Here is a 24,068-nt window from a genome sequence, read left to right as displayed (position 1 = left end):
CCGAATACCACAGGGCGGGCGGGGGCCCGGTCGTATGGATCTACGACTGGATGTACGACCGGGCCCTGGTGCCGCCTCGTCCTGCCCGGGCGGACTGCCTGTGCGGACACCGCATCCTGGCTGTACGGACACCGCGTCCTGCCTGTGCGGACGCCGCGTCCTGCCGCGCGGACGGCCGTCAGTGGGCGCCGAATCCGGTGAGGGACCTGACCTCCAGCTCGGCGTACTTGTCCTGGTCCGGCTTCTCGGGCGAGAGCAGCGAGCCCAGCCAGCCGAGCAGGAATCCCAGCGGGATGGAGATGAGGCCGGGGTTCTCCAGGGGGAACCAGGCGAAGTCGACGCCCTTGAACATCGAGGTGGGCTTTCCCGAGACGACCGGCGAGAAGAGCACCAGCACCACGGAGGAGACGAGCCCGCCGTAGATGGACCACAGAGCGCCCGCGGTCGTGAACCTCTTCCAGAAGAGGCTGTAGAGCAGGGTCGGCAGGTTGGCGGAGGCGGCGACCGCGAAGGCGAGGGCGACCAGACCCGCCACGTTCAGATCGCGGGCGAAGGCCCCCAGCGCGATGGCGACGGCACCGATCGCGACGGTCGCCCAGCGTGCCGCGCGCATCTCCTCCTTCTCGGTGGCCTGCCCCTTGCGGATGACGTTGGCGTAGATGTCGTGCGCGAACGACGACGAGGAGGCCAGGGTCAGTCCGGCGACCACCGCGAGGATGGTGGCGAAGGCGACCGCGGAGATCACCGCGAGCAGGACCGAACCCCCGGTGGAGCCGGCGCCGCCGCCGATCTCCAGGGCCGCGAGCGGGGCCGCCGTGTTGCCCGCCGGATTGGACGCGATGATGTCGGCGGGCTTGAGCAGGGCCGCGGCACCGAACCCGAGCACGATCGTCATCAGATAGAAGGCGCCGATGATGCCGATCGCCCAGTTCACCGACTTCCGGGCGGCCTTGGCCGTCGGCACGGTGTAGAAGCGGATCAGGATGTGCGGCAGGCCCGCGGTGCCGAGCACCAGCGCGATGCCCAGCGAGATGAAGTCCAGCTTGGAGGTCCCCGTAGCGCCGTACTTGAGGCCGGGTTCCAGGAACGCCTTCCCCTTGCCGCTGTTCGACGCGGCCGAGCCGAGCAGGTCGGAGACGTTGAAGTGGAATTTCAGCAGGATCAGGAACGTGATGAGGATGGTTCCGGCGATCAGCAGGACGGCTTTGACCATCTGGACCCAGGTGGTGCCCTTCATCCCGCCGATCGTGACGTACACGATCATCAGGACACCGACCAGCGCGACGATGGCGATCTTCCCGGCGTCGCTGGTGATGCCGAGCAGCAGCGAGACCAGGACGCCGGCGCCCGCCATCTGCGCCAGCAGATAGAAGATCGAGACGACGATGGTGGACGCACCCGCGGCGGTGCGGACGGGGCGCTGGCGCATCCGGTAGGCGAGGACGTCGCCCATCGTGTAGCGGCCGGAGTTGCGCAGCGGCTCGGCGACGAGCAGCAGGGCGACCAGCCAGGCGACCAGGAAGCCGATCGAGTAGAGGAAGCCGTCGTAGCCGAAGAGGGCGATGGCGCCCGCGATGCCGAGGAACGAAGCGGCCGACATGTAGTCGCCGGAGACCGCGAGTCCGTTCTGCAGCGCGGTGAACTGCCGGCCGCCCGCGTAGAAGTCGGCTGCGCTCCTGGTCCGGCGGCCGGCCCAGACGGTGATGACGAGCGTGGCGACGACGAAGACCGCGAAGAGCGTGATGATCAGGGGCCGGTGCTGGGTGGTCGCCGACGCGGCGAGCTGGACTGCGGGGTTCATGCGCGCTCCTCCATACGTGACTTGATGGCGGCGCCCTTCGGGTCGAGCCGGGTCGCGGCATGCCGCGAGTAGAACCATGCGATGAGGAACGTGGTGAGGAACTGGCCGAGGCCGAGTACCAGGGCCACGTTGATGTTGCCGAAGAGCGTGGTGCCCATGAAGCCGCCCGCGTAGCTCGACAGCAGGACGTACAGCAGGTACCAGGCCACGAAGCCGACGGTCAGCGGGAAGGCGAAGGAGCGGTGGGCGCTGCGCAGTTCGCCGAACTCGGCGCTCTGCTGCACCTCGGTGAACATCTCTGTCGTGGGCCGGTCCGGGCGGGGCCCGGTGTCCGTTCCTTCCGGGGTCTGCGGTGCATCGGTGGCCACGGATTCTCCTCGCGACGTGCTTACGGTGGGTGGGCTTCCGGAGGACCCGCGGTACGGGTCTCCGACAAGGGCACGGCGCGCGGGGCGGAGTGGTTCAACGCCCGGCCCTTCTTGCTGGACTGATTGCCGGGCAGGAACGGCCGGCGTCGGCTTCACTGGTCGGGCAGCGCCCAACTGCGGCTCGCAGGGCGTCGGTTGGCAGGGATGATGTGGAGAACCCATGGCTCGTCCGAGATACGCCCATCCGGGATACGGGCGGTGGCGCGCCCTCGCGCTGCCCGCGGGACTGGCCCGCTACGCGGAGCGCAAGGGCACGGTCAACGTCGCCGGCGCCGCCAATGACGGGTTCGACCTGGCCTCGCACGCGGTCACCGACGCACTGAGCCCGGACGACGGCACAGCGGTCACCCGCACGGTGGACCCGTCCAGGTGCCCAGTGATTCCGGGCCAGTTGCCGGGCGTGGTCACGGTGGCGGCGACCGGCGCCAAGACCCTCAAGTCCTCCTACTCCAACTACGGCCTGGGGGTCATCGACATCGCGGCGCCGGGCGGCGACTCGGTGGCGTTCCAGCCCCCCGAGCCGCCCGCGACCAGCAGCGCGGTGCTCGGCCCGGTACCGGGCGGCGGCTATGCCTACATGTCGGGTACGTCCATGGCGTCCCCGCATGCCGCCGGGGTCGCGGCGCTGATCAAGTCCCGCCATCCGCATGCCTCGCCCGCCCAGATCGAGGCGCTGCTGTACGCGGGGGCCGACCGGCTCGCCTGCCCGGACCCGTACCCCATCGACGCCGACGGTGACGGCAGGCCCGACGCGGTCTGCCGGGGCGGCAGGGACCACAACAGCTTCTACGGGGCGGGCCTGGCCGACGCGCTGCACGCGGTCACCCGGTAGGACGTGGCCGCCGGACCGGGCCGGGCCGCTGCGCCCCCTACTTCACGAGCACCTTGAGCGCGGTGCGCTCGTCCATCGCCCGGTAACCGTCCGGCACCTCGTCCAGGCCGACGGTCCGGTCGAAGACCGGTGACGGGTCGATCGTGCCGTCCAGTACGTCGGGCAGCAGCTCGGGGATGTAGGTGCGGACCGGCGCGACACCACCGCGCAGGGCGATGTTGCGGTTGAACATGTCGCTGAGGTCCAGGCCCGTACCGCTGCCGTGCGGGACACCGACGTATCCGATGGCCCCGCCGTCGCGGGTGACGGCGACGGCGGTGGCCATCGACTGCTCGGTGCCGACGGCCTCGATCACCGCGTGCGCGCCCTGGCCGCCGGTCAGCTCGCGCACCGCGGCGACGGCCTCGTCGCCGCGGACCGCGACGATGTCCGTGGCACCGAAGGTCCGGGCGATGTCCGTACGGGCCTGGTGCCGGCCGAGCGCGATGATGCGCTCGGCGCCCAGCCGCCTGGCGGCCAGTACCCCGCAGAGCCCGACGGCTCCGTCACCGACGACGGCGACGACGCTGCCCGGCCGCACACCGGCGCCGAGGGCTGCGTGGTGGCCGGTGCCCATGACGTCGGAGAGCGCGAGCAGCCCGGTGAGCAGCCGGTCGTCGGTCGCTGCGGCGGCCGGGAGCTTGACGAGCGTGGCGTCGGCGAAGGGCACTCTGACCGCTTCACCCTGGCCGCCGTCGGAGCCGGCCGAGCCCCAGAACCCTCCCTGCGGGCAGGAGGTGGTCAGCCCCTCGGCGCAGTACTCGCACGCGCCGTCGGACCAGACGAAGGGCGCGACGACGAGGTCACCGGCGGCGAACCCCCGCACGTCGGAGCCGGCCGACTCGACCGTGCCGAGGAACTCGTGGCCTATGCGCTGCCCGGGGACGCGCGCGGCCACCCCCCGGTAGGCCCAGAGATCGCTGCCGCAGATACAGGACCGCAGGACCCGGACGACGACATCGGTGGGCTGCTGGACCACGGGGTCCGGCACCTCCTCCACCCGGATGTCATGAGGGGCGTGGATGACGGTGGCGCGCATGGGACAAATCCTTGCTGATCAGACAGGTGTACGGCTGCCACGGTACGCGGGAGCCGGCGTGCCCGCGGACCGGAGCACCCCCGCGGCCAGCAGGGACTGGGCCGCCACATAGGTCGCCATGACCCAGAAACCGGGTAGGGGCGGCTGAGGCAGGTCCGCGATGCCGGTGGCGATCAGCGTGTCGGAGACCAGGAAGAGCGCACCGCCGAGCCCGGCCGGCAGGCCGAGGCCGCTCGCCCGGTACGCCATGGCGGTGAGCAGCAGCGAGTAGCCCGCCACCGGGATCCGCAGCCCGGCCGGGAGGGCGGACAGCAGCACGGCGGCGGTGGCGGCCAGCGCGACCGCGTAGCCCGCCCCGAGGTACGGGTTCGTCCGGCCGCGGCCGAAGAGCACCAGGTAGCAGACGTGTCCTGCGGCGAACAGGGCCATCCCGGCGAGGAAGGCCGGGTCCGCGTTGATCAGCAGCAGGGTGTCGCCGCCCCAGCCGAACAGCAGCGCCGCGATCAGCAGCCGGGGCGCGCCCCGCGTGTACACCTGGGCGGCGAGCAGCGGCATCAGGAGCGGTTTGGCGACGGCGTGGAGGGTCTGGGCGGTGTGCCCGTGCGCAAGGAGCGCGGAGAGGTCGGTCAGGGCGGCGAGCGCGTAGGCGAGCAGCAGCAGCCGCGCGGCCCGCTCCCGCGTCACGCGATCCGCTCGGACGGGTTCTCCCGGACGGCGGAGGCGGTGGCTGGACCAGGAGCGGCGGCGGGAGAAGGTGCGGGAGCGGATGCGACGGCGGGCCCCACCGGCTCCATGGCGGCGGCCCCGGTCACCGGTACCGGCTGCCAGCCCGGTCCGCCGAAGACCCGCCCCGCCCGTTCGCGCCAGTTCGCCGCGGCCCGTACGTCCCGGGCGATCGCCGCGTACTCGTGGGTCGCGACCCGCAGCGGGTTGTAGGTCTCGATGTTCTTGGTCAGCCCGAAGACGGGCCGCACGGTCTCCGGTGTGAAGGATCCGAACAGCCGGTCCCAGACGATGAGGATCCCGCCGAAGTTGCGGTCCAGGTAACCGCCCTGGGAGGCGTGGTGCACCCGGTGGTGGGAGGGCGTGTTGAGTACGTACTCGAAGGGGCGCGGCAGCTTGCCCACCCGCTCGGTGTGCACCCAGAACTGGTAGACGAGGTTGGCCGACGAGCAGAAGGCGAGCGCGGCCGGATGCACACCGAGGGCGATCAGCGGGACGTAGAACGGCCAGACGGTCAGCGACGTCCAGGGCTGGCGCAGCGCGGTCGTGAGGTTGAACTTGCGGCTGGAGTGGTGCACGACGTGGCAGGCCCACAGGACGCGGACCACGTGGTGGCCGCGGTGCGACCAGTAGTAGAAGAAGTCCTGGCCGAGCAGCATCAGCGGGACGGTCCACCACAGGACGGGGACGCGCAGCGGGGTCAGTTCGTAGACCGCGGTGTAGATCGCGACGATGGGGATCTTCCACAGGAAGTCGAAGACCAGGCTGCCGAGACCCATGCCGATGCTGGTGACGGCATCCCTGGTCTCGTACCCCGCGGAGTCCTCGTCGGGATGGAACCGGTAGCTCGCCATCTCCACGACGGTGAGCAGGACGAAGGCCGGTATGGACCACAGCACGACATCGGGCAGATTCGGCATGCCAGCACGGTACGGCCGCCGGATCGGCCCCGGCTAGATGTTGTTACTGACAAGTATGCGAGACATTCTGTCAGCGTGTTTTGGTGAGTTCCGCCAATCGGCGCCGCCCGGCGGGTCCTTGAGCCAGTCCCCTGAGCTGGTTCCTCGAACGGGCCTGGGCAGCCCGGCCGCTCAGACGCCCGCCGCGCCGAGGAGCGCCCCGGCGGCGTAGGTCACCGCCATGGCCAGCGCGCCCCCGGCCATGTTCCGCACCACTGCGGGGCGCACCGGTGCGGCGCCCAGCCGGGCGCTCCACCAGCCCGCCACGGCCAGCGCCGCCAGGACCGAGAGCACCGTGATGTACAGCCGGACCGGGGCCGGCGGCAGCACCATGGCCAGCAGAGGCAGCAGCGCACCGGCCGTGAAGGCGGCGAAGCTGGCGCCCGCCGCGTGCCAGGGACTGGTGAGGTCGTCGGGGTCGATGCCCAGCTCGACTTCGGCGTGGGCGCGCAGCGCGTCGCGCTCGGTGAGCTGCTCGGCCGCCTCGCGGGCCAGTTCCGCCGAGAGGCCCTTGCCCTCCAGGAGCCCGGCCAGCTCGTCGAGTTCGGCGTCCGGGGTCTCGCGCAGCTCGCGCCTCTCCAGGGCCAGCGCGGCCTTCTCTGAATCGCGCTGGGTGGACACCGATACGTACTCCCCCGCCGCCATCGACATCGATCCGGCGAGCAGTCCGGAGAGACCGGCGGTGAGCAGCGCGGTACGCGAGCCGGTGGCGCCGGCGACGCCGACGACGATGCCTGCGGTCGACACGACACCGTCGTTGGCACCGAGCACCGCTGCCCGGAGCCAGTTGAGCCGCGCTCCGAGGCCTCTGTGATGAGGTTCGCCGTGGGAGGAGTCCGTCATCGGGCCAGCGTCTCATCCGGGCAGCCGCGTACCGCGCCTCCCCGCCCGTGGCGTCCCGGGAGCAGCAGGCGGCCGGGACGGGCAGGGCGGTACCGGCCCGGGGCGGCGCCGACGCCCCGTCATATCGGTTACGCCGTAACGGAAGCCGTGCGCTGCCGTCCCGGACACGGGTGCCGGCCTCCGGCGGCGGCCGGGCGGGCCCGCCCCCGGGATTGCGGCGTTGTCGGTAGGGGCCCGTATTCTCTGTGACCATGCTCGACGACCGCCAGACAGCAGCGACAGCGTGGCCGGCCGCGTACCCGCAGGGGTACGCGGTCGTCGACGTGGAGACCACCGGCCTCGCACGCGACGACCGGATAATCTCCGCTGCCGTCTACCGGCTGGACGCCCGGGGCGAGGTCGAGGACCACTGGTACACGCTGGTCAATCCGGAGCGGGACCCCGGCCCCGTCTGGATCCACGGCCTGACCAGTGATGTCCTGGAGGGCGCCCCGCTCTTCCCGGAGATCGCGGCGGAGTTCGCCGAACGGCTCGACGGGCGCGTGCTGGTGGCGCACAACGCGATCTTCGACTGGCAGATGATCTCGAGGGAGTACGCCCGCGCTCAGCGCACCGCCCCGGTCCGCCAGCGGCTGTGCACCATCGCGCTCTCCAAGGAGCTGGCCCTCCCGTTGCCCAACCACAAGCTGGAGTCGCTCGCCGCGCACTTCGGCGTCGTACAGGAGCACGCCCACCACGCTCTCGACGACGCCCGCGTGCTGGCCGAGGCGTTCCGCCCGAGTCTGCACGCGGCGGCCAGGGACGGGGTGCGGCTGCCGCTCCTTGAGTGCAGGCCGCTCACCGAGTGGTCGGACGCCCCGGCCGCGCCGCGCGTCGGCTACCAGGCCTCGTACCGGCAGAGCAGCTGGCGCCCGGCGAGGAAGCGGCCCGCCTGTCCCTATCCGAATCCGGGGCGGTACGAGCCGGGGAAGCCGCTGGCGCAAGGGATGCGGGTGGCGTTCTCCGGTGACACCTCGGTCGACCGCGAGCTGCTGGAGGACCGGGCGGCCGAAGCCGGGCTGCATGTGGCGACGAGCCTGTCCCGGCTGACCAGCCTGCTCGTCACCAACGACCCGGACTCCGCCACGTCCAAGACGGTCAAGGCCAAGTCCTTCGGCACCCCAGTGATCGACGAGGCCGCCTTCACCCAGCTGCTGCGCGACGTCGCCCCGGCCCCGGCAGACGGGTGATTGGCGGGCGACTCGCCCACCGCCCGCTCGCCCGCCGGCGCCCGCGCGTCCCACCCTGTGGCGCATGGCACGTTGCGAGGTATGCGGAAACGACTACGGCATGTCCTTCGAGGTCCACGCGCAGGGCGCGGTCCACGTATTCGACTGCTTCTCCTGCGCCATTCACCGGATGGCGCCCATCTGCGGGCACTGCCGTGTCCAGGTCATCGGGCAGGGCGTGGAGGCCGACGGCGAGTGGTACTGCGGCGGGCACTGCGCCCGCGCGGAGGGGAAGGGGGGCATCGTCGACAAGGTCTGACTCTGCCCGGTTCTGCCCCTCCGGCCGGACCCCCCGTCCGGAGGGCTTCGCCGGGCGAGTACCTTCAGAGGCGTGTACCGCTTCCTGTTGACACGGCAGTGGGTGATTCTCGCCCTTGTCTCACTCGTCCTGATGCCGACGATGATCAAGCTTGGCTTCTGGCAACTGCACCGCCATGAACACAAGGTCGCGCAGAACACGCTCATCGGCAAGAACCTCAAGTCGAAGCCCGTTCCGGTCGGAGACCTCACCTCCCCCGGGCACACCGTGCCGTACGACCAGTACTGGCGCCAGGTGACGGCGACCGGCCACTACGACACCGCGCACGAGGTCGTCGTACGGCGCAGGACCTCGGCCGACGGCACCGTCGGGTACCACGTACTGACGCCCTTCGTCCTGGACGGCGGCAAGACCGTACTCATCAACCGCGGCTGGGTCGCGGACAACGGCAGCCAGCTCACGCTCCCCAGGATCCCGGCCGCCCCCAAGGGCAGGCTGACGGTGGCCGGCCGGCTGATGGCCGACGAGACGACCAGTGCCAGCGGGATCAAGAACGAGAAGGGGCTGCCGCCCCACCAGGTGATGCTGATCAACAGCGTCGAGGAGTCGAAGGCACTGGGCCGACAGGTGCTCGGCGGCTACATCGAGCAGACCGCGCCCCAGCCCAGGGGCGGCTCGCCCGAGCTGATCCCCGCGCCCGAGCATTCGGACATCGGCCCGCACATGGCGTACGCCGTCCAGTGGTGGCTCTTCACCGCCGGGGTGCCCATCGGGTTCGTGGTCCTCGTACGCCGTGAGAAGCGCGAACGGGCCGCGGCGGCGTCGGAGAGCACACCCGAACCGGTGCCCGCTGCTGCTTAGCGGGCCGCGCTCCCGGGAAGACGGCACACCGTGACCCAACGCATCGAGGACTACGCCCTCATCGGCGATCTGCAGACCGCGGCCCTGGTCGGCAGGGACGGCTCCATCGACTGGCTGTGCCTGCCCCGCTTCGACTCGGCGGCGTGCTTCGCCTCGCTGCTCGGCGACGACGAGAACGGCCACTGGCGCATCGCACCGGCCGGAGCCGGCAACTGCACCAGGCGGAGCTACCGGGACGAGTCGCTCGTCCTGGAGTCGGTCTGGGAGACGGCGACCGGCACGGTCAAGGTCATCGACTTCATGCCGCAGCGCGACACCGCCCCGGACATCATGCGCATCGTCGAAGGTGTCAGCGGCGAGGTGGAGATGGCGGGAACGCTACGCCTGCGCTTCGACTACGGCTCGGTCATCCCGTGGATGCGCCGCTCGGACGGGCACCGGGTCGCGGTGGCGGGTCCGGACGCGGTGTGGCTGCGCAGCGAGCCGGCCGTGAAGACCTGGGGCCAGCACTTCTCCACCTGCTCGTCGTTCACGGTGGCCGCGGGCGAGAAGGTGGCGTTCGTGCTCACCTGGCACCCTTCGCAGGAACCGCGCCCTCCGCTGGTGGACCCGCACGAGGCACTGGTCAGCACGCTGGAGGACTGGCACGAGTGGTCGGTGCGCTGCCGGTACCGGGGCCCCTACCGCGAGGCCGTGATCCGCTCGCTGATCACCCTCAAGGCGCTCACCTTCGCCCCGACCGGCGGCATCGTCGCGGCCCCGACCACCTCCCTCCCGGAGGAGATCGGGGGCGTACGCAACTGGGACTACCGGTTCTGCTGGCTGCGCGACTCCACGCTCACCCTCGGCGCACTGCTGGCCTGCGGCTATCTGGAGGAGGCCGGGGCGTGGCGCGACTGGCTGCTGCGCGCGGTCGCGGGCAACCCCGGTGATCTGCAGATCATGTACGGGCTCGCGGGCGAGCGGCGGCTGCCCGAGACGGAGCTGGAGTGGCTGCGCGGCCACGAGGGATCCGCGCCGGTGCGTACCGGGAACGGAGCCGTGACCCAGCTGCAGCTCGACGTGTACGGCGAGGTCATCGACTCGCTCCATCTGGCCCGCACGGCGGGTATTGCCAATGAGCCGCACGCCTGGAGCCTCCAGCTGGCCCTGCTCGGCTTCCTTGAGTCGCGCTGGCGCGAGCCGGACGAGGGGCTGTGGGAAGTACGCGGCCCGCGCCGCCACTTCGTGCACTCCAAGGTGATGGCGTGGGTGGCCGCCGACCGCGCCGTACGCACCCTGGAGGCCGCGCCGAAGCTGCGCGGGGACGTGGAGCGGTGGCGGCGGATGCGCGACGCGGTACACCAGGAGGTGTGCGAGAAAGGCTTCGACAAGGAGCGCAACACCTTCACCCAGTCGTACGGCTCCACCGATCTGGACGCCGCGACGCTGCTCATTCCCCAGGTCGGCTTCCTGCCGCCGGACGACCCGCGGGTGGTCGGGACGGTCGACGCCGTACGTGCGGAGCTGTGCCACGACGGCCTGGTCCGCCGCTACAGCGTGGCGGGGCCGTCGGTGGACGGACTGCCGGGCGGCGAGGGGACGTTCCTGGTCTGCTCGTTCTGGCTGGCGGACGCGCTGCGGATGACCGGGCGGATCAAGGAGGCCGAGGCGCTCCTCGAAAAGCTGCTGGCGCTCCGCAACGACGTCGGGCTGCTGGCGGAGGAGTACGACCCGGTGGCCGGGCGCCAACTCGGCAACTTCCCGCAGGCGTTCAGCCACATCGGCCTGGTGAACACCGCACTCGGGCTGGCCCGCGCGCTGGGGGCGCCCGAGGAGGATGCAGGATAGAGCCATGGATCTTGGACTGAAGGACCGCGTCTACGTCGTCACCGGAGCCACCAGGGGGCTCGGGTTCGCCTCCGCACGCGAGCTGGCGGCCGACGGGGCGAAGGTGATCATCACCGGGCGCGACGCGGAAACGGCGCGAGCGGCGGCGGCCGAACTCGGTCCCGGTGTGCTCGGGGTGGCGGCCGACAACAGCGACCCCGCGGCCGCCGAGCGGCTGATCGCCACCGCGCGGGAGCATTTCGGCCGCTTCGACGGCATCCTCATCAGCGTCGGCGGGCCGGCCGCCGGCTCCGCGGCCGACAACACCGACGAGCAGTGGCGGACGGCCTTCGAGGCGGTCTTCCTCGGCGCGGTGCGGCTCGCCCGCACCGCCGCGGCCGAGCTGTCCGACGGCGGCGTCATCGGCCTGGTGCTCTCCGGCTCGGTGCACGAGCCCATCGGCGGGCTGACGATCTCCAACGGGCTCCGCCCCGGCCTCGCCGGTTTCGCCAAGTCGCTCGCCGACGAGGTGGGTCCGCGCGGGATCCGGGTGGTCGGGCTGCTGCCCGGCCGGATCGACACGGACCGGGTACGGCACCTGGACACGCTCGGCGGTGACCCGGAGGCCGCGCGCACGAGGAGCGAGGCGGGGATCCCGCTACGGCGCTACGGGCGGCCTGAGGAGTTCGGCAGGACGGCAGCGTTCGTGCTGTCGCCGGGGGCCTCGTACCTCACCGGGATCATGCTGTCGGTCGACGGCGGCTCCCGGCGCGGATTCTGACGTCGGCGCCGCGACGGGTCAGGGCAGTTCCACCGCCGTGACCAGCACGGCGACCGACCGGTCCGGACCGGCCGCCGCGGCCACCGCCGACCGCACCGCCGCCGCCACATCCAGGGCCCGCCGCCCAGGGGCAACCGCGAGCTCCACCCGGACGTGGTAGCCGGTACGGTGCACGGCCGCCCCCAGCACACCGGTCAGATGGGCGACGCCGGGAACGGCGGCCGCCGCCTCCGCCTCGGGGCCCCGTACGGCAGCGGCTCCCCTGTCCGGCCCAACCACCGCCGACGGATCCGGCCGAGCGTCCGGACCGGCCACCACCGACGGACCCGGGCGGGCCTCCAGCAGCCCTGTCACCCGTACGTCCACCTCGGTCACACCGAGCCCCAGCGCGTCGGCGCAGGCTCCGAACAGCGCGTCCCGCAGCCGGTCGGCGACCGCAGGCAGCGACTCTCCCCCGGCCACCGCTTCGGCCTCCGCCTCGACCCGCAACGGCCCGGGCGGCAGGGCGCTCGGCGGGGCCGGAACCGCCGCGTCGGCGGCCACACCGGTCCCGTCCGGAGCGATCCTGAGCTTCCCGAGCACGGTCCCCGGCACCCCGCAGGCAGCGCGCCGCAGCACCGCGACGGCCGCCTCCTCGGCGATCCAGGCCCCGTCCCCCGCGCCGCCGAGCGGCAGCAGCCTGCCGAGGCCGAGTCTGCTGCGGACGGCCTGCGCCCACCCGTCATGGCCCCACTGTCCGTCACCCGTCATGTCCCCAGCCTGCCGCATTCCCGGCGCGGAACCGGGAAAGCACACCTACCGTGGGCACAGAATCGGCTACCGCTCGGAGAGGGACGTACGGCGATGAGTGAGACCCCGCAGCAGAACCAGTCCGACACCTCTGACAAGGGCCCCACGGGCCAGGGCCCAGGCAGGCCCGATGTGACCAAGCGCGGCGGCGGCGCCCCCGGCTCCCGTGGCCGGACCACCATCGCGGACGGCGTGGTGGAGAAGATCGCCGGTCTGGCGGCGCGCGACGTGCCCGGCGTGCACGCGATGGGCAGCGGTATCTCGCGTACGTTCGGCGCGGTGCGCGACCGGGTGCCCGGCGGCGGCACCAAGTCCGTGACGCGCGGGGTGAAAGCCGAGGTCGGTGAGGTCCAGACGGCTCTCGATCTGGAGATCGTCGTCGAGTACGGCGTGTCGATCTCGGAGGTCGCCCGCGATGTGCGGGAGAACGTCATCTCTGCCGTGGAGCGCATGACGGGACTTGAGGTCGTCGAGGTCAATATCGCGGTCAGCGATGTGAAGCTGCCCGACGAGGAAGACGATGAAGAGCCGGAGTCCCGACTTCAGTAACCCCGTACCTTCGGCTTAGGAGCGCACGATGAGTATGGCTGTGGTCGGCCTGTTGGTCGGTATGGCACTTGGCTTCGCCGGCTACTTCGGCGGCTTCGGAGCCTTTCTTCTGGTGGCCGCACTCGGTGCGATCGGCTTCGTGGCGGGCAAGTTCGCCGACGGCGACCTCGAAGCCGGTGACTTCTTCCGCGGCCGCGACCACGGCGACGGGCGGCGATGACCGCTCAGGTGGCGCCTGCGGAACGCGGTTCGACCCGCATCGCCGACCGGGTCGTGTCGAAGATCGCGGCGCAGGCGGCGCGTGAGGCGATCGGCCCGGTGCCCGACGGCGGAACGGCCCCGCACGCCACGGTCACCGTGCAGGACTCCCGGGCGCGGGTGCGGGTCAGTCTGGACCTCGGCTATCCGTCCGACATCGGCGCGCAGTGCGGTGCGGTACGCCGCCGGGTGGCCCAGCGGGTCGAGTCGCTGGCGGGCATGGAGGTGCCCGAGGTGGCGGTACAGGTCGAGCGGCTGCACTCCGAGCAGACCCGCCGTTCCGACGGGGAGAGGGCCCGATGAGCGAAGCGGACGACACGACGCGGCGGCTTCCCGTCATGGAGAAGACCCCGGCCGGGCCCAGCGGTCCCGGCTCCGCCACGGCGTACGCACCGGTGCCCGGTTCGGGTGGCCGGGCGAGGCGTTTCTGGTCGCGGCGCAGGACACCCGCGGCGCTGCTCGCGCTCGTGCTGCTCGGGGCGGCTGGGATGCTGCTGTACGACGTGTCGGCGGTCCGGGCCGGGCGGCCCGCGATGCACTGGCGCCATGTGGTCGCCCACGATCTGGCGATGCGACCCCTCGACAGCATCTGGATCAAGGTCTGCGCGGGGGTGGTGATGGCCATCGGCCTCTGGCTGATCGTCCTGGCGCTCACCCCGGGGCTGCGTTCGCTGCTGCCGATGCGGCGCGACAGTCCGCAGGTGAGGGCAGGGCTCGCACGGGACGCGGCGGCGCTGGTGCTGCGGGACCGGGCCATGGAGGTGCCCGGTGTGCAGTCCGTGCGCATCCGGATGAAGCGCTCCAAGGTCAAGGTGCGCGCCCGCTCGCACTTCCGCGAACTCGACGACGTACGGACCGACTTGAACGGTGCGATGGCGACGGGGATCACCGGTCTGGGGCTCGCGTCGCGGCCGCGGCTCTCCGTCCACGTGAGCCGTCCGGCCAGGAAGGGCTGATGCCGCGATGCTGAAGACGGTCAACCGGGTGCTGCTGACTCTCGCCGGACTGGTACTGCTCGCCATCGGCGGGGCGGTGCTGGCGGCGGGGCTGCACCTCGCCGTTCCCTCGTGGTGGCCATGGAGCGGACCGCACGACGTCCTGCTCAGCACGGAGCGCCGCACCAAGTGGCGCGGCGACAGCTGGTGGTGGCCGGCGGTCATCGCGGCGTTCGCCGCCATCGTGCTGCTCGCACTGTGGTGGCTGCTCGCCCAGCTGCGCCGCTCGCGGCTCTCCGAGGTGCTGGTCGACAGCGGCGACGGGGACGGGGCGCGGCTCAGGGGCCGGGCGCTGGAGAACGTACTGGCGGCCGAGGCCGAGTCGCTGCACGGCGTCGACAGCGCGATGGTGCGGCTGACCGGCCGGCGCACCTCCCCCGCTGCCCGGATCGGTATGTCGCTCGCGCCGCACTCGGAGCCGGTGTCGGCGCTCTCGGACCTCACCACCGGGGCCCTGGCGCACGCCCGCGAGTCGGCCGGACTGGCCGGACTTCCCGCCGAGGTCCAGCTGCGCACCGTGAAGCACCGCGCGCGCCGGGTGACCTGAGCGAAGCGTGCCGGGTGTTGGACACGGGGCCCGGCGGAAAGCCCGGGAACGCCGTACGGACCGTCAGCCGGACCGGTCAGCCGGACAGGCAGTGGGGCCGTCAGTCGGACAGTCCCGCCAGGTCACGCAGCCTGCGGGCCTGCCCGGCGCGCTCGGCTGTCCGCTGCTCCTCGTAGGTACGGTCCGGTGCTCCGAGCAGCAGTGCCTTGGTCTCGATGACCGCGTCGCGGGGGGCGGCGAGCAGGGCGGCCGCCAGGTCGGTGACCGTTCCGTCGAGCTCGTCGGCGGGGACGGCCAGATTGGCCAGGCCCGTACGGACGGCTTCGTCGGCGTGCACGAACCGGCCGGTGGCGCAGATTTCCAGCGCCCGGGCATAGCCGACGAGCCCCACCAGCGGGTGCGTGCCGGTGAGGTCGGGGACGAGTCCGAGGCTGGTCTCACGCATGGCGAACTGCACGTCATCGGCGACGACCCGCAGGTCGCACGCGAGAGCGAGCTGGAACCCGGCACCGATCGCATGGCCCTGTACGGCGGCGATCGTGACCAGGTCGGTGCGGCGCCACCAGGTGAACGCCTCCTGGTACTCGGCGATGGCCGCGTCGAGCGTGGCGTCATCACCTCGTGCCAGATCGAGGAAGGACGGTTCACCGTCGAAACCCTCAGGCGTGAACGCCTGCCGGTCCAGGCCCGCGGAGAAGGACTTGCCCTCTCCGCGCAGCACCACGACGCGGACACTGCCCGGCAGTGACCGTCCCGCTTCTGTCAACGCCCGCCACAGAGCGGGAGACTGGGCGTTGCGCTTCGCGGGGTTGGCCAGCGTCACCGTGGCAACCGCGTCCTCGACGGTCAGCCGTACGCCGTCCTTGTCGAGCACGTAGTCGAGCGAGGTCATGGGGGTCTCCGGTTCGGTGCAGACAGTTAAGTGACTGCACAGTAACCACCCTGCCGGCCTTCCGGCCGACCGGGTGGCCACCGTGGTGAACCGGTGAATCCCAGAACCCTTGGCCACAGCCCTGTCAGGCGGTTGCGGCCTTCTTGCCTCGTGTCGCTCCGCCGCGTCCTCGCAGCGTCACACCGGACTCGCTGAGCATCCGGTGGACGAATCCGTAGGAGCGGCCGGTCTCTTCGGCCAGTGCCCGGATGCTCGCACCGGAGTCGTATTTCTTCTTCAGGTCTGCCGCGAGCTTGTCACGCGCGGCGCCGGTAACCCGGCTGCCCTTCTTCAGAGTCTCGGCCACCCGTGCCTCCTCAAGGAAGTGCGCTCTGGACTCTCATGATCACCCCTACCGGCCTTCCTGGCCACCCATTCGGCAAGGTCTGTGCGACGGGGATTTCTGTGTCCCGGCTCACTCTGCCGACCGGACCGCGGAATTCTGGCCCCGGCAGGACACACAAAGGACCGCCGCTGAGCGCTAAGTCGCTGGTCAGCGGCGGTCCGATGGAAGAAGCACGGTACGGGCCCGCGCGCTGCCCGCCGGGCGGGCAGCCGTCGCGGGACGCGCCGGGGTACGAGAGCGGCTCACTCAGATGAAGGATCACCTGTGAGCCGAATGATCCATCCGAAGTGGATCAGGCGGAGGACCGGGCGACGGATCAGGCCAGTGCCACGAGATCCGCGTAGTCCGGACCCCACAGGTCCTCGACGCCGTCGGGCAGCAGGATGATCCGCTCCGGCTCCAGGGCGTGCACCGCGCCCTCGTCGTGGGTGACGAGGATGACCGCGCCCTTGTAGGTGCGGAGCGCGCCGAGGATCTCCTCGCGGCTGGCCGGGTCGAGGTTGTTGGTGGGCTCGTCGAGCAGGAGGACGTTGGCCGACGAGACGACGAGGGTGGCCAGTGCCAGCCGGGTCTTCTCACCGCCGGAGAGGACCCCGGCGGGCTTGTCGACGTCGTCGCCCGAGAAGAGGAACGAGCCGAGCGTCTTGCGGACCTGGACCAGGTCGAGATCAGGCGCGGCTGAGCGCATGTTCTCCAGCACCGAGCGGTCGGGGTCGAGCGTCTCGTGCTCCTGGGCGTAGTAGCCCATCTTCAGGCCGTGGCCCTCGATGACCTCGCCGGTGTCGGGCTTCTCGGCGCCGGCCAGCAGCTTCAGCAGCGTGGTCTTGCCCGCGCCGTTGAGGCCGAGGATGACGACGCGGGAACCCTTGTCGACCGCGAGATCGACATCGGTGAAGATCTCCAGCGAGCCGTACGACTTGGACAGGCCCTCCGCCATCAGCGGGGTCCTGCCGCACGGCGCGGGGTCGGGGAAGCGCAGTTTGGCGACCTTGTCGGACACCCGGACGGCTTCGAGACCGGCGAGCAGCCGGTCCGCGCGCTTGGCCATGTTCTGCGCGGCGACGGTCTTGGTCGCCTTGGCTCGCATCTTGTCGGCCTGCGAGTTGAGGGACGCGGCCTTCTTCTCGGCGTTCTGGCGCTCGCGCTTGCGGCGCCTCTCGTCGGCCTCGCGCTGCTGCTGGTAGAGCTTCCACCCCATGTTGTAGACATCGATCTGGGTGCGGTTGGCGTCCAGATAGAAGACCTTGTTGACCACCGTCTCGACCAGTTCTTCATCGTGGGAGATCACGATGAAGCCGCCGCGGTAGTTCTTCAGGTACTCGCGCAGCCAGACGATGGAGTCGGCGTCGAGGTGGTTGGTGGGCTCGTCGAGGAGCAGGGTGTCGGCGTCCGAGAAGAGGATCCTGGCCAGCTCGACCCGGCGGCGCTGACCACCGGAGAGCGTGTGGAGCGGCTGGCCGAGCACCCGGTCGGGCAGTCCGAGTGCGGCGGCGATGGTGGCCGCCTCGGCCTCGGCCGCGTACCCGCCCTTGGTGAGGAACTCCGTCTCCAGGCGCTCGTACTTCTTCATCGCCTTCTCGCGGGTCGCACCCTGCCCGTTCGCCATGCGCTCCTCGTTCTCCCGCATCTTGCGCAACACGGAGTCCAGCTCGCGGGCGGAGAGGATGCGGTCGCGGGCGAGCACATCGAGGTCGCCGGTGCGCGGGTCCTGCGGGAGATAGCCGACCTCGCCGGAGCGGGTGATGGTGCCCCCGGCGGGGACACCCTCGCCGGCGAGGCACTTGGTGAGCGTGGTCTTGCCCGCGCCGTTGCGGCCGACCAGGCCGATGCGGTCGCCCTTGGCGATACGGAAGGAGGCGGATTCGATGAGGATGCGGGCGCCGGCGCGCAGCTCGATGCCGGAAGCGGTGATCACGGAAAAACTCCAGGGCGGTATGGACGGCGGAAGGGCAGGCGGAGGGTTGCTTCGACGCCGGCTAATGCACAAGGAGAAATGCCATGCGGCCCAGTCTAACGGTGCCGCGCGGGCACTCTGCCGGTGCCCGGTGCCAGACTGGGACCGCACCGCGCACAAGTGAGACAAACAGGAAGACCGAACTCCGCGGGAAAGGGTGTCCGGCATGGTTGCCACGATCAGTCCGACGCTTCTGTACGACGACGCCAAGGCGGCCATCCGGCTGCTCAAGGACGCCTTCGGCTTCACCGAGGTCGCTGTGTACGAGGACGAGAGCGGCGCCGTCGCCCACGCCGAGCTGGCCTACGGCGACGGCATGGTGATGCTCAGCACCCGGCGCCGGGAGGGGTTCTTCGCCGAGGCGATGGCGAAGGGCGGGCCGATGGGCGTCTACGTCGCCATCGAGGACACCGACGCCCACCACCGGCGGGCCGTGGAGCACGGGGTGGAGATCCTGATGCCGCCGACCGACCAGGACTACGGCTCCCGCGACTACGTGGCGCGCGACGCCGAGGGGAACGTCTGGAGCTTCGGCACCTATGTGCCGGGGGGCCCGGTCTGAGCCGTCCCGGCACATAGGGCCGCCCGGAAACTCAGCCCCCGGTGTGCACCTGGAACGCGGCCCGGCGCACCGCCTTGGCCAGGGCCGGATCGGGGTGCGCGGCAGCCAGCGCCACCAGCACCTGCACGGTGCGCGGGTGCCCCACCGCCCGCACCTCTTCGAGCAGCGCGGGCACGGTGCCCTGCACCGCTGATTCCAGATGGCGCACCAGCAGGGTGCTCTCTCCGTGGTCGGCGACGGCCGCGGCGGTGTCCACCCAGAGCCAGGTCGCCTCCTCACGGGTGAGGGCGTCGTGGGCGTCCTCCGGGTCGGCGCCCTCGTACTCGGCCAGCCAGAGCACCGCGTACGGACGGAGCGAGGTCTCACCGGCCGCGCCCCGTACCGCCGCTTCCGCGGGGGCGCCGACCACCCTCAGTGCCTCGAAGGCGAGACCGCGCAGCAGCGCGTCCTCGCCGCGGGCCACCCCGAGCAGCTCGGTGACCGCGCTGCCCACGGTCCGGGCGGCCAGCCAGGCGCGGTACTCGGCCCGCGCCGGGCCGGGTGTCAGCCCCGCACAGCCGCGCAGCATGTCGTCGGCGCGCTGCTCGATGTTGCCCGCCGGGCTCTGCGCCGCGACGCAGATCTGCTCCAGCTTGACCCAGACCGCCCAGTTGCCGAGCGGTGTCAGCGTCGCCTGGCCGGGCGCCAGCGTCAGGGCGCCGACCGCCGCCAGGCCCCGCAGCGCCCAGTCGAGCAGCGCGGCGAGCGTCCCGGCCGCCATCGGGGGCTCAGGCTGCGGACGCGGGCCGCAGGGGACCTCGCAGCGCTCCTCGTGCAGTTCGACGACGCGCTGCTGGAGCAGGTCGAGCAGGGCCGGCACGGTCACAGGACCCGCGGAGAGCTGAAGCAGCGAGAGCACCTGCGGTACGGCCTCGACGACCTCGGCCACCGCGGTGGCGGGAACATCGGCGGCGGCCGGGTGGACGATCGACCAGGCGTCGAAGAGGGCGACCCAGCCGCGCAGCACCGCGCTGTCGTCACCGTCCCAGGCGCGCAGCCGCCACCCGGGGCGGGCGATGTCCCCGTGCAGTTCGACGAGTCCGGCGAGCCGGGCGCGGTCCCAGCCCGCGCGGACCGCCTCCGGGGTCAACGCGAGGGTACGTACGGCGTGTTCGGCGGCCGGGGCGGTGAGCGCCCCGCCCTGCACCGGCCGGGCGTCCCCGGCCCAGCGGGCGATCCGGACGGCGTCGGCGAGCACCGTCCTGGCCTGACGGGCCAGCTCCGCCGGGGCCGGGGTACCGGCGGGCGGGCGCGGGGCTGGGCGGATGGGCCTGTTGCTCACGACACGGCGGGCCGTGACCAGAGGTCGGGGGCGGACGAGGCGGAGTCTGGAGTCGCGCGGGTTACGGGACGTCACGGGGAGCAGTCTTGCCTCTGACGGCCCGAAAGCCCAAACGGAACCCCTCGCTACAGGTTGACGCAGGGCGCACGGACGCCGGCCGGCGGGCCCGGACCGCTACATCAGCGGGGTCAGGAAGCGCCGCATGGACTCTTCGTAGGCGGCGGGATCCGCGTTCCACATGGCGCCGTGCGGGGCATCCGTGACGGTCCGCATCGCCACCAACGACGGGTCGCCCGCGGCGAGTTCGACGGAGCGCTGCCAGGGAGCCACCCGGTCGCCGGGGCCGTGGACGACCAGCGTGGGCACCTTCAGCGCCCGCGGGTCGGCGGCGGCGCGCAGCCGGTCGCCGTTGGTGCCGGTCCGCCCCTGGGCCGCCCGCACCGCGAGCGGCAGCAGGAAGGCCGGTGTGCCCCGGGCGGCGGCCAGCGCGCCGAGGGTGGCCTCCCAGTCGAGGACCGGGGAGTCGAGGATCAGGCCGCTGATGCGTTCGCGCATCCCCGAACCCACCGCGGCGTGCAGGGCCATGGCGGCGCCGGTGGACCAGCCGTGCAGGACGACGCGCTCCGCGCCGTAGCGGACGGCGTAGCGGATGGCCGCGTCCAGGTCGCGCCACTCGGACGCGCCGAGGTGTCCCAGGCCGTCCGGGTTCGCGGGGGCGCCGGTGTCGCCCCGGTAGGAGATGTCGAGGACCGCGAACTGCTGGCGGTGCAGGAAACCAAGGACGTTCATGGGGTGCTCCCTGCCGGTGCCCAGACCGTGCACCGTGATCACCCAGGTGGAGCGTGGGCCGGGCACGAACCAGGCCGGAGAGGCGCCGAGTTCACCGGGGATGTCCACGTCGGCGTGGTCGATGCCGAGCGCGGAGCGCGGGTCGCCCACGTACACCTGCGGAGTGAGCCGGACCTTGGTGCCGGGGGCGAGCGTGCCGTAGGTGACCCGGTCGAGACGGCGCACGACGGTGTCGGCGGTCTCGGAGCCGCCGTCGATCACCGGTCCGACGACCGCGTGGACCCCCGGGCCCTCCAGCCCGTACACACCGGGGCGCAGCGAGGCCAGGCACCGGGTGAGGGTGACCCGGCCGGGGGCCGTGGCGTGTACGGAGAGCCGGGGCTCGGCGGGCAGGGCCCGGCCGTGCGGAGCCCTGAGCGCGGCGTCGGCGGCGAGCCGGCCGACCGCTGCCGCGGCCGCGCCGGCGCCGATCAGAGTGGTGACGGCCGTTGCCGTCGCGGTTGCCGGGCGCACCCCACCAGTGTCGGCGGAGGCGGGCCCGGATGCCAGCCGACCGGGGCAAATGAGGCCTGGCCTGCGAGGATCCGGCCTCTCATCCGAACGAAAGGTCCCTAACCGGGCTGGCCGTACCCCAGGAGCTTCTCGGTGGCCTCGGCCAGCTGTCCTGGCGACAGCAGCGACGGGGTGCGGCCGGGCAGCGCGGACGCGGTGAGCCAGAGCCGGCACATCCACTCCAGCTGGGCGGTGCGGTCGTAGGCCTGGTCGAGCGAGCTGCCGTAGGTGACCGTGCCGTGGTTCTGGAGGAGGCAGCCGGAGCGGTCCGTGAGGGCGGTGAGCATGTTCACGGCCAGTTCGTCGCTGCCGTAGAGCGCGTACGGGGCGACGCGCACCGGGCCGCCCAGCGCGGCGGCCATGTAGTGGACGGCGGGCAGCTCGGGGACCAGGGTGGAGACCGCCGTCGCGTGCACCGCGTGGGTGTGGACCACGGCGGTGGCGGTGGTGGACCGGTGGACGGCCAGGTGCAGGGGCAGTTCGCTGGTCGGTCTCAGCTCGCCGAGCACCTGGCGGCCGTCCAGGTCCACGGCGACGGTGTCGCCGGGGCCGAGCTTCTCGTACGGCACTCCGCTCGGGGTGACCAGGACGAGGTCGCCGCAGCGCACCGAGACATTGCCCGATGTGCCGACGACCAGACCTTCGGACGCGGTCCTGCGGGCGGTGGCGACGAGCTCGTGCCAGGCCTTCGCGAGCGGGTCGGTCTCCTCAGGCGCCACTGCTGTCTCCCCGGTCACATCTGTCCCGCTGCCACATCTGCGCTGCTCCGGGCATTCTGGGCCCGTCCACGCGATGATGCCAGCCCTCCGGGTGCCCCCGGTACGCCACCGCGGCAACCGCCGGCCGCGAGTGGAATGGGGGCCTCCGCGCAGAGTCACCACAGCGCCCGTCTCAGTTCATCTTCCGTTCACCCGGGTTGCCTACGTTCATCTCGTCAATGACCTCGAACGATTGCCCAGGTAAATGGAACACTTGACCCTGCTCCTTGGGATCGTGATCATTACCGCTCTCGTGTTCGACTTCACGAACGGTTTCCACGACACTGCCAACGCGATGGCGACGACCATCTCGACCGGCGCTCTCAAACCGAAGACCGCGGTGGCCATGTCCGCCGTGCTCAACCTTGTCGGGGCATTCCTGTCCGTCGAGGTCGCCAGGACGATCTCCGGCGGGATCATCAATGAACAGGGCATCACCACAGAAGTGATCTTCGCGGCACTCGTCGGTGCCATCCTCTGGAATCTGCTGACCTGGCTGCTCGGCCTGCCGTCCAGTTCCTCCCACGCACTCTTCGGCGGGCTCATCGGAGCCACGCTGATGTCGGTCGGCTCGTCGGGTGTCAACGGCCACGTCGTCATCACCAAGGTCCTGCTCCCCGCGGTCGCCGCGCCGGTCGTCGCCGGTCTCGCCGCGCTGCTGGCCACCAGGCTGACGTACCGGATCGGGCGCCGTACGGACGAGAAGTCCACCGCCAAGGGTTACCGGGCCGGCCAGATCGCCTCCGCGGGCCTGGTCTCGCTCGCCCACGGCACCAACGACGCCCAGAAAACCATGGGTGTCATCACCCTCGCCCTGGTCACCGGCAACGTCATCGCACCCGGCTCGAACCCGCCCCTGTGGGTCATCGTCTCCGCGGGCACCGCCATCGCACTCGGTACCTACCTGGGCGGCTGGCGCATCATCAAGACCATGGGCAAGGGGCTCACCGAGCTCAGGCCGCAGCAGGGCTTCGCCGCCCAGACCGGTGCCGCGACCGTGATCCTGGCCTCCTCGCACCTCGGCTTCTCGCTCTCCACCACCCAGGTCTGCTCGGGCGCCGTGATGGGCGCGGGCGTCGGCCGCAAGGGCGCGGTGGTCCGCTGGTCCACCGCGACCCGGATGGCCATCGCCTGGTGCCTGACCCTGCCCGCCGCCGCGCTCGTCGGCGCGGGTGCCGAGTTTCTGACCGGCCGCGGCCCCTGGGGCGTCGGCGCCGTCGCCGTCCTGCTGGTCGCGGGCTCGGGTGTCATCTGGTCGCTCTCCCGCCGCAAGCCGGTCGGCCAGCACAGCGTCACCCCCGACGAACCCGCCGGGTCCGCGGAGCCGGCCGGGGTGGTGACCGCCGCCATCGCGGCCGTCGTCCCGCCGCCCGTCGGAGCGGTCTCCGACCCTCTCCGCACCACCATCCCCGCACCGGGCGGCGCCGCACCGGAGCCCAACCGGCCCGCCACGGTCTGAAGGAGAAGGACACCGCACCATGGACATCGACTGGGCAGCTCTCGGCACCGTCTTCGGCGTCAGCCTCGTGGCGACCGTCGGACTGGTGGGCCTGTTCACCCTCGGCGTGGTGGGCCTGGCGCGGAAGCCAGCGCCGGAACCAGGCACCGCCACCGCACCCGCCGCCGCGACGCCTGCCGGTACGGGCCTGGGCCCGGCATCGGCCGCGCGGGCCGGTTCGTACGCCTGCTTCGCACTCTGCGCGGCGGCCGTGGCGTACGGGATCTATCTGATCGTCGCCTGACAGCCGCTCCTCCCGCCACTTCGTCACTCCGCCCGCCCGGCGGCCTCCACCGGCCACCGGGCGGGCGTCTGGTGTGCGCGGCCGGTGCGCCCGGCCGTCCGGGTGGCCGGTGTGGGGCTCGGCACACTGCGCCGCCGCAGGTCAAGGGTGAGTTGACGGGTGTTCGCCGACCGTGGTGGACTTCCGGGGCCAATACGGCGGCAGGAGAGGAAGTCCGGTGCGAATCCGGCGCGGTCCCGCCACTGTCACCGGGGTCGCCCCCGGGAGCCAGGAACTCTCACCGCCGATCACGTCGGACCAGGGCGCGGACACCCTGAGTGAGGACTACGCCAT

At 71.8% G+C, this 24,068-nt stretch carries 27 protein-coding genes and 1 riboswitch; of the genes, 14 read left to right on the top strand and 13 right to left on the bottom strand.

What is annotated here, in order from left to right:
- Positions 1–178: 178 nt before the first annotated feature.
- Together OG452_RS28190 and OG452_RS28185 are read right to left on the bottom strand one after the other, a co-directional pair.
- The gene (locus OG452_RS28190; RefSeq protein WP_327298372.1) at positions 179–1,801 is read right to left on the bottom strand and encodes a solute symporter family protein; all 1,623 of its coding nucleotides are present in this window, start codon (positions 1,799–1,801) and stop codon (positions 179–181) included.
- Positions 1,798–2,169, bottom strand: a complete 372-nt coding sequence (locus OG452_RS28185) for a DUF485 domain-containing protein (RefSeq protein WP_327298371.1) — start codon at positions 2,167–2,169, stop codon at positions 1,798–1,800. The genes OG452_RS28190 and OG452_RS28185 overlap by 4 nt, the downstream gene beginning before the upstream one ends.
- 220 nt (positions 2,170–2,389) lie before the next feature.
- Here OG452_RS28185 and OG452_RS28180 point away from each other — a divergent pair, with 220 nt between their 5' ends.
- Positions 2,390–3,061, top strand: a complete 672-nt coding sequence (locus OG452_RS28180; RefSeq protein WP_405560364.1) for a S8 family serine peptidase — start codon at positions 2,390–2,392, stop codon at positions 3,059–3,061.
- Positions 3,062–3,098: 37 nt separating this feature from the next.
- Here the strand turns inward: OG452_RS28180 and OG452_RS28175 are convergent, their stop codons facing one another.
- The 4 genes from OG452_RS28175 to OG452_RS28160 all read right to left on the bottom strand — a co-directional run bounded on the left by OG452_RS28175 (position 3,099) and on the right by OG452_RS28160 (position 6,664).
- Positions 3,099–4,139, bottom strand: a complete 1,041-nt coding sequence (locus OG452_RS28175) for a zinc-dependent alcohol dehydrogenase family protein (protein ID WP_327298370.1) — start codon at positions 4,137–4,139, stop codon at positions 3,099–3,101.
- 18 nt (positions 4,140–4,157) lie between these two features.
- Positions 4,158–4,823 (bottom strand): lysoplasmalogenase, encoded by a 666-nt coding sequence (locus OG452_RS28170; RefSeq protein WP_327298369.1) that lies wholly within the window; start codon positions 4,821–4,823, stop codon positions 4,158–4,160.
- Positions 4,820–5,782 (bottom strand): sterol desaturase family protein, encoded by a 963-nt coding sequence (locus OG452_RS28165; protein ID WP_327298368.1) that lies wholly within the window; start codon positions 5,780–5,782, stop codon positions 4,820–4,822. Before OG452_RS28165 ends, OG452_RS28170 begins: the two co-directional genes overlap by 4 nt.
- A gap of 171 nt (positions 5,783–5,953) precedes the next feature.
- A complete protein-coding gene (locus OG452_RS28160) occupies positions 5,954–6,664 on the bottom strand; it encodes a VIT1/CCC1 transporter family protein (RefSeq protein WP_327298367.1) in 711 nt (236 codons plus the stop codon).
- Positions 6,665–6,909: 245 nt separating this feature from the next.
- Here OG452_RS28160 and OG452_RS28155 point away from each other — a divergent pair, with 245 nt between their 5' ends.
- The 5 genes from OG452_RS28155 to OG452_RS28135 all read left to right on the top strand — a co-directional run bounded on the left by OG452_RS28155 (position 6,910) and on the right by OG452_RS28135 (position 11,642).
- A complete protein-coding gene (locus tag OG452_RS28155) occupies positions 6,910–7,893 on the top strand; it encodes a DEDDh family exonuclease (RefSeq protein ID WP_327298366.1) in 984 nt (327 codons plus the stop codon).
- Between the two features lie 64 nt (positions 7,894–7,957).
- On the top strand, positions 7,958–8,191 hold the full coding sequence (locus tag OG452_RS28150; protein ID WP_327298365.1) for a hypothetical protein: 234 nt from the start codon (positions 7,958–7,960) through the stop codon (positions 8,189–8,191).
- Positions 8,192–8,263: 72 nt separating this feature from the next.
- Positions 8,264–9,052 (top strand): SURF1 family cytochrome oxidase biogenesis protein, encoded by a 789-nt coding sequence (locus OG452_RS28145; protein WP_327298364.1) that lies wholly within the window; start codon positions 8,264–8,266, stop codon positions 9,050–9,052.
- A gap of 30 nt (positions 9,053–9,082) precedes the next feature.
- Positions 9,083–10,882, top strand: a complete 1,800-nt coding sequence (locus OG452_RS28140; RefSeq protein WP_327298363.1) for a glycoside hydrolase family 15 protein — start codon at positions 9,083–9,085, stop codon at positions 10,880–10,882.
- Between the two features lie 4 nt (positions 10,883–10,886).
- Positions 10,887–11,642, top strand: a complete 756-nt coding sequence (locus tag OG452_RS28135) for an SDR family oxidoreductase (protein ID WP_327298362.1) — start codon at positions 10,887–10,889, stop codon at positions 11,640–11,642.
- Positions 11,643–11,660: 18 nt separating this feature from the next.
- Here the strand turns inward: OG452_RS28135 and OG452_RS28130 are convergent, their stop codons facing one another.
- Positions 11,661–12,392, bottom strand: coding sequence for a hypothetical protein (locus OG452_RS28130; protein WP_327298361.1), 732 nt, complete (start codon positions 12,390–12,392; stop codon positions 11,661–11,663).
- A gap of 93 nt (positions 12,393–12,485) precedes the next feature.
- On the opposite strand from OG452_RS28130, the gene OG452_RS28125 reads away from it, so the two are divergent.
- From OG452_RS28125 to amaP, 5 genes are read left to right on the top strand one after another with little or no spacing between them, the layout of a single operon-like run.
- A complete protein-coding gene (locus OG452_RS28125; protein WP_327298360.1) occupies positions 12,486–12,980 on the top strand; it encodes an Asp23/Gls24 family envelope stress response protein in 495 nt (164 codons plus the stop codon).
- Between the two features lie 28 nt (positions 12,981–13,008).
- On the top strand, positions 13,009–13,200 hold the full coding sequence (locus OG452_RS28120) for a hypothetical protein (RefSeq protein ID WP_266858302.1): 192 nt from the start codon (positions 13,009–13,011) through the stop codon (positions 13,198–13,200).
- The gene (locus OG452_RS28115; RefSeq protein ID WP_327298359.1) at positions 13,197–13,541 is read left to right on the top strand and encodes an Asp23/Gls24 family envelope stress response protein; all 345 of its coding nucleotides are present in this window, start codon (positions 13,197–13,199) and stop codon (positions 13,539–13,541) included. Before OG452_RS28120 ends, OG452_RS28115 begins: the two co-directional genes overlap by 4 nt.
- Positions 13,538–14,194 (top strand): DUF6286 domain-containing protein, encoded by a 657-nt coding sequence (locus OG452_RS28110; RefSeq protein ID WP_327298358.1) that lies wholly within the window; start codon positions 13,538–13,540, stop codon positions 14,192–14,194. Before OG452_RS28115 ends, OG452_RS28110 begins: the two co-directional genes overlap by 4 nt.
- A gap of 7 nt (positions 14,195–14,201) precedes the next feature.
- Complete coding sequence (gene amaP / locus OG452_RS28105) at positions 14,202–14,780, top strand: alkaline shock response membrane anchor protein AmaP (RefSeq protein ID WP_327298357.1); 579 nt, start codon at positions 14,202–14,204, stop codon at positions 14,778–14,780.
- A 100-nt stretch (positions 14,781–14,880) separates the two neighbouring features.
- Here the strand turns inward: amaP and OG452_RS28100 are convergent, their stop codons facing one another.
- From OG452_RS28100 to OG452_RS28090, 3 genes are all read right to left on the bottom strand, one after another.
- The gene (locus OG452_RS28100; RefSeq protein ID WP_327298356.1) at positions 14,881–15,672 is read right to left on the bottom strand and encodes an enoyl-CoA hydratase/isomerase family protein; all 792 of its coding nucleotides are present in this window, start codon (positions 15,670–15,672) and stop codon (positions 14,881–14,883) included.
- Positions 15,673–15,796: 124 nt separating this feature from the next.
- Positions 15,797–16,018: a helix-turn-helix domain-containing protein gene (locus tag OG452_RS28095; RefSeq protein WP_018518904.1), complete on the bottom strand. Its 222-nt coding sequence runs from the start codon at positions 16,016–16,018 to the stop codon at positions 15,797–15,799.
- Between the two features lie 355 nt (positions 16,019–16,373).
- The gene (locus tag OG452_RS28090; protein ID WP_327298355.1) at positions 16,374–17,972 is read right to left on the bottom strand and encodes an ABC-F family ATP-binding cassette domain-containing protein; all 1,599 of its coding nucleotides are present in this window, start codon (positions 17,970–17,972) and stop codon (positions 16,374–16,376) included.
- A 205-nt stretch (positions 17,973–18,177) separates the two neighbouring features.
- On the opposite strand from OG452_RS28090, the gene OG452_RS28085 reads away from it, so the two are divergent.
- Entirely contained in the window at positions 18,178–18,573 is a 396-nt protein-coding gene (locus tag OG452_RS28085) for a VOC family protein (protein ID WP_327298354.1), read from the top strand.
- A 31-nt stretch (positions 18,574–18,604) separates the two neighbouring features.
- Here the strand turns inward: OG452_RS28085 and OG452_RS28080 are convergent, their stop codons facing one another.
- The 3 genes from OG452_RS28080 to OG452_RS28070 form a co-directional block, all read right to left on the bottom strand.
- Positions 18,605–19,969, bottom strand: a complete 1,365-nt coding sequence (locus OG452_RS28080) for a hypothetical protein (protein ID WP_327298353.1) — start codon at positions 19,967–19,969, stop codon at positions 18,605–18,607.
- Between the two features lie 99 nt (positions 19,970–20,068).
- Complete coding sequence (locus OG452_RS28075; protein WP_327298352.1) at positions 20,069–21,196, bottom strand: alpha/beta hydrolase family protein; 1,128 nt, start codon at positions 21,194–21,196, stop codon at positions 20,069–20,071.
- 98 nt (positions 21,197–21,294) lie between these two features.
- Positions 21,295–21,954: a class II aldolase/adducin family protein gene (locus tag OG452_RS28070; RefSeq protein WP_327298351.1), complete on the bottom strand. Its 660-nt coding sequence runs from the start codon at positions 21,952–21,954 to the stop codon at positions 21,295–21,297.
- 244 nt (positions 21,955–22,198) lie between these two features.
- Here OG452_RS28070 and OG452_RS28065 point away from each other — a divergent pair, with 244 nt between their 5' ends.
- Positions 22,199–23,452: an inorganic phosphate transporter gene (locus OG452_RS28065; protein ID WP_327298350.1), complete on the top strand. Its 1,254-nt coding sequence runs from the start codon at positions 22,199–22,201 to the stop codon at positions 23,450–23,452.
- Positions 23,453–23,471: 19 nt separating this feature from the next.
- Positions 23,472–23,735, top strand: a complete 264-nt coding sequence (locus tag OG452_RS28060) for a hypothetical protein (protein WP_327298349.1) — start codon at positions 23,472–23,474, stop codon at positions 23,733–23,735.
- 204 nt (positions 23,736–23,939) lie between these two features.
- Positions 23,940–24,014: riboswitch (adenosylcobalamin (AdoCbl) riboswitch) on the top strand.
- The last annotated feature ends 54 nt before the right edge of the window (positions 24,015–24,068 follow it).

This window comes from Streptomyces sp. NBC_01197, from assembly GCF_036010505.1.
Lineage (GTDB): Bacteria > Actinomycetota > Actinomycetes > Streptomycetales > Streptomycetaceae > Streptomyces.
This window is presented reverse-complemented; position numbering and strand designations above follow the sequence as displayed.

Bases quoted from the DNA above. Each gene is read 5' to 3' on its own strand.
- OG452_RS28190 (WP_327298372.1), bottom strand. From the start codon at position 1,801: ATGAACCCCGCAGTCCAGCTCGCCGCGTCGGCGACCACCCAGCACCGG.
- OG452_RS28180 (WP_405560364.1), top strand. From the start codon at position 2,390: ATGGCTCGTCCGAGATACGCCCATCCGGGATACGGGCGGTGGCGCGCC.
- OG452_RS28175 (WP_327298370.1), bottom strand. From the start codon at position 4,139: ATGCGCGCCACCGTCATCCACGCCCCTCATGACATCCGGGTGGAGGAG.
- OG452_RS28165 (WP_327298368.1), bottom strand. From the start codon at position 5,782: ATGCCGAATCTGCCCGATGTCGTGCTGTGGTCCATACCGGCCTTCGTC.
- OG452_RS28160 (WP_327298367.1), bottom strand. From the start codon at position 6,664: ATGACGGACTCCTCCCACGGCGAACCTCATCACAGAGGCCTCGGAGCG.
- OG452_RS28150 (WP_327298365.1), top strand. From the start codon at position 7,958: ATGGCACGTTGCGAGGTATGCGGAAACGACTACGGCATGTCCTTCGAG.
- OG452_RS28135 (WP_327298362.1), top strand. From the start codon at position 10,887: ATGGATCTTGGACTGAAGGACCGCGTCTACGTCGTCACCGGAGCCACC.
- OG452_RS28130 (WP_327298361.1), bottom strand. From the start codon at position 12,392: ATGACGGGTGACGGACAGTGGGGCCATGACGGGTGGGCGCAGGCCGTC.
- OG452_RS28125 (WP_327298360.1), top strand. From the start codon at position 12,486: ATGAGTGAGACCCCGCAGCAGAACCAGTCCGACACCTCTGACAAGGGC.
- OG452_RS28120 (WP_266858302.1), top strand. From the start codon at position 13,009: ATGAGTATGGCTGTGGTCGGCCTGTTGGTCGGTATGGCACTTGGCTTC.
- OG452_RS28115 (WP_327298359.1), top strand. From the start codon at position 13,197: ATGACCGCTCAGGTGGCGCCTGCGGAACGCGGTTCGACCCGCATCGCC.
- OG452_RS28110 (WP_327298358.1), top strand. From the start codon at position 13,538: ATGAGCGAAGCGGACGACACGACGCGGCGGCTTCCCGTCATGGAGAAG.
- amaP (WP_327298357.1), top strand. From the start codon at position 14,202: ATGCTGAAGACGGTCAACCGGGTGCTGCTGACTCTCGCCGGACTGGTA.
- OG452_RS28100 (WP_327298356.1), bottom strand. From the start codon at position 15,672: ATGACCTCGCTCGACTACGTGCTCGACAAGGACGGCGTACGGCTGACC.
- OG452_RS28085 (WP_327298354.1), top strand. From the start codon at position 18,178: ATGGTTGCCACGATCAGTCCGACGCTTCTGTACGACGACGCCAAGGCG.
- OG452_RS28065 (WP_327298350.1), top strand. From the start codon at position 22,199: ATGGAACACTTGACCCTGCTCCTTGGGATCGTGATCATTACCGCTCTC.
- OG452_RS28060 (WP_327298349.1), top strand. From the start codon at position 23,472: ATGGACATCGACTGGGCAGCTCTCGGCACCGTCTTCGGCGTCAGCCTC.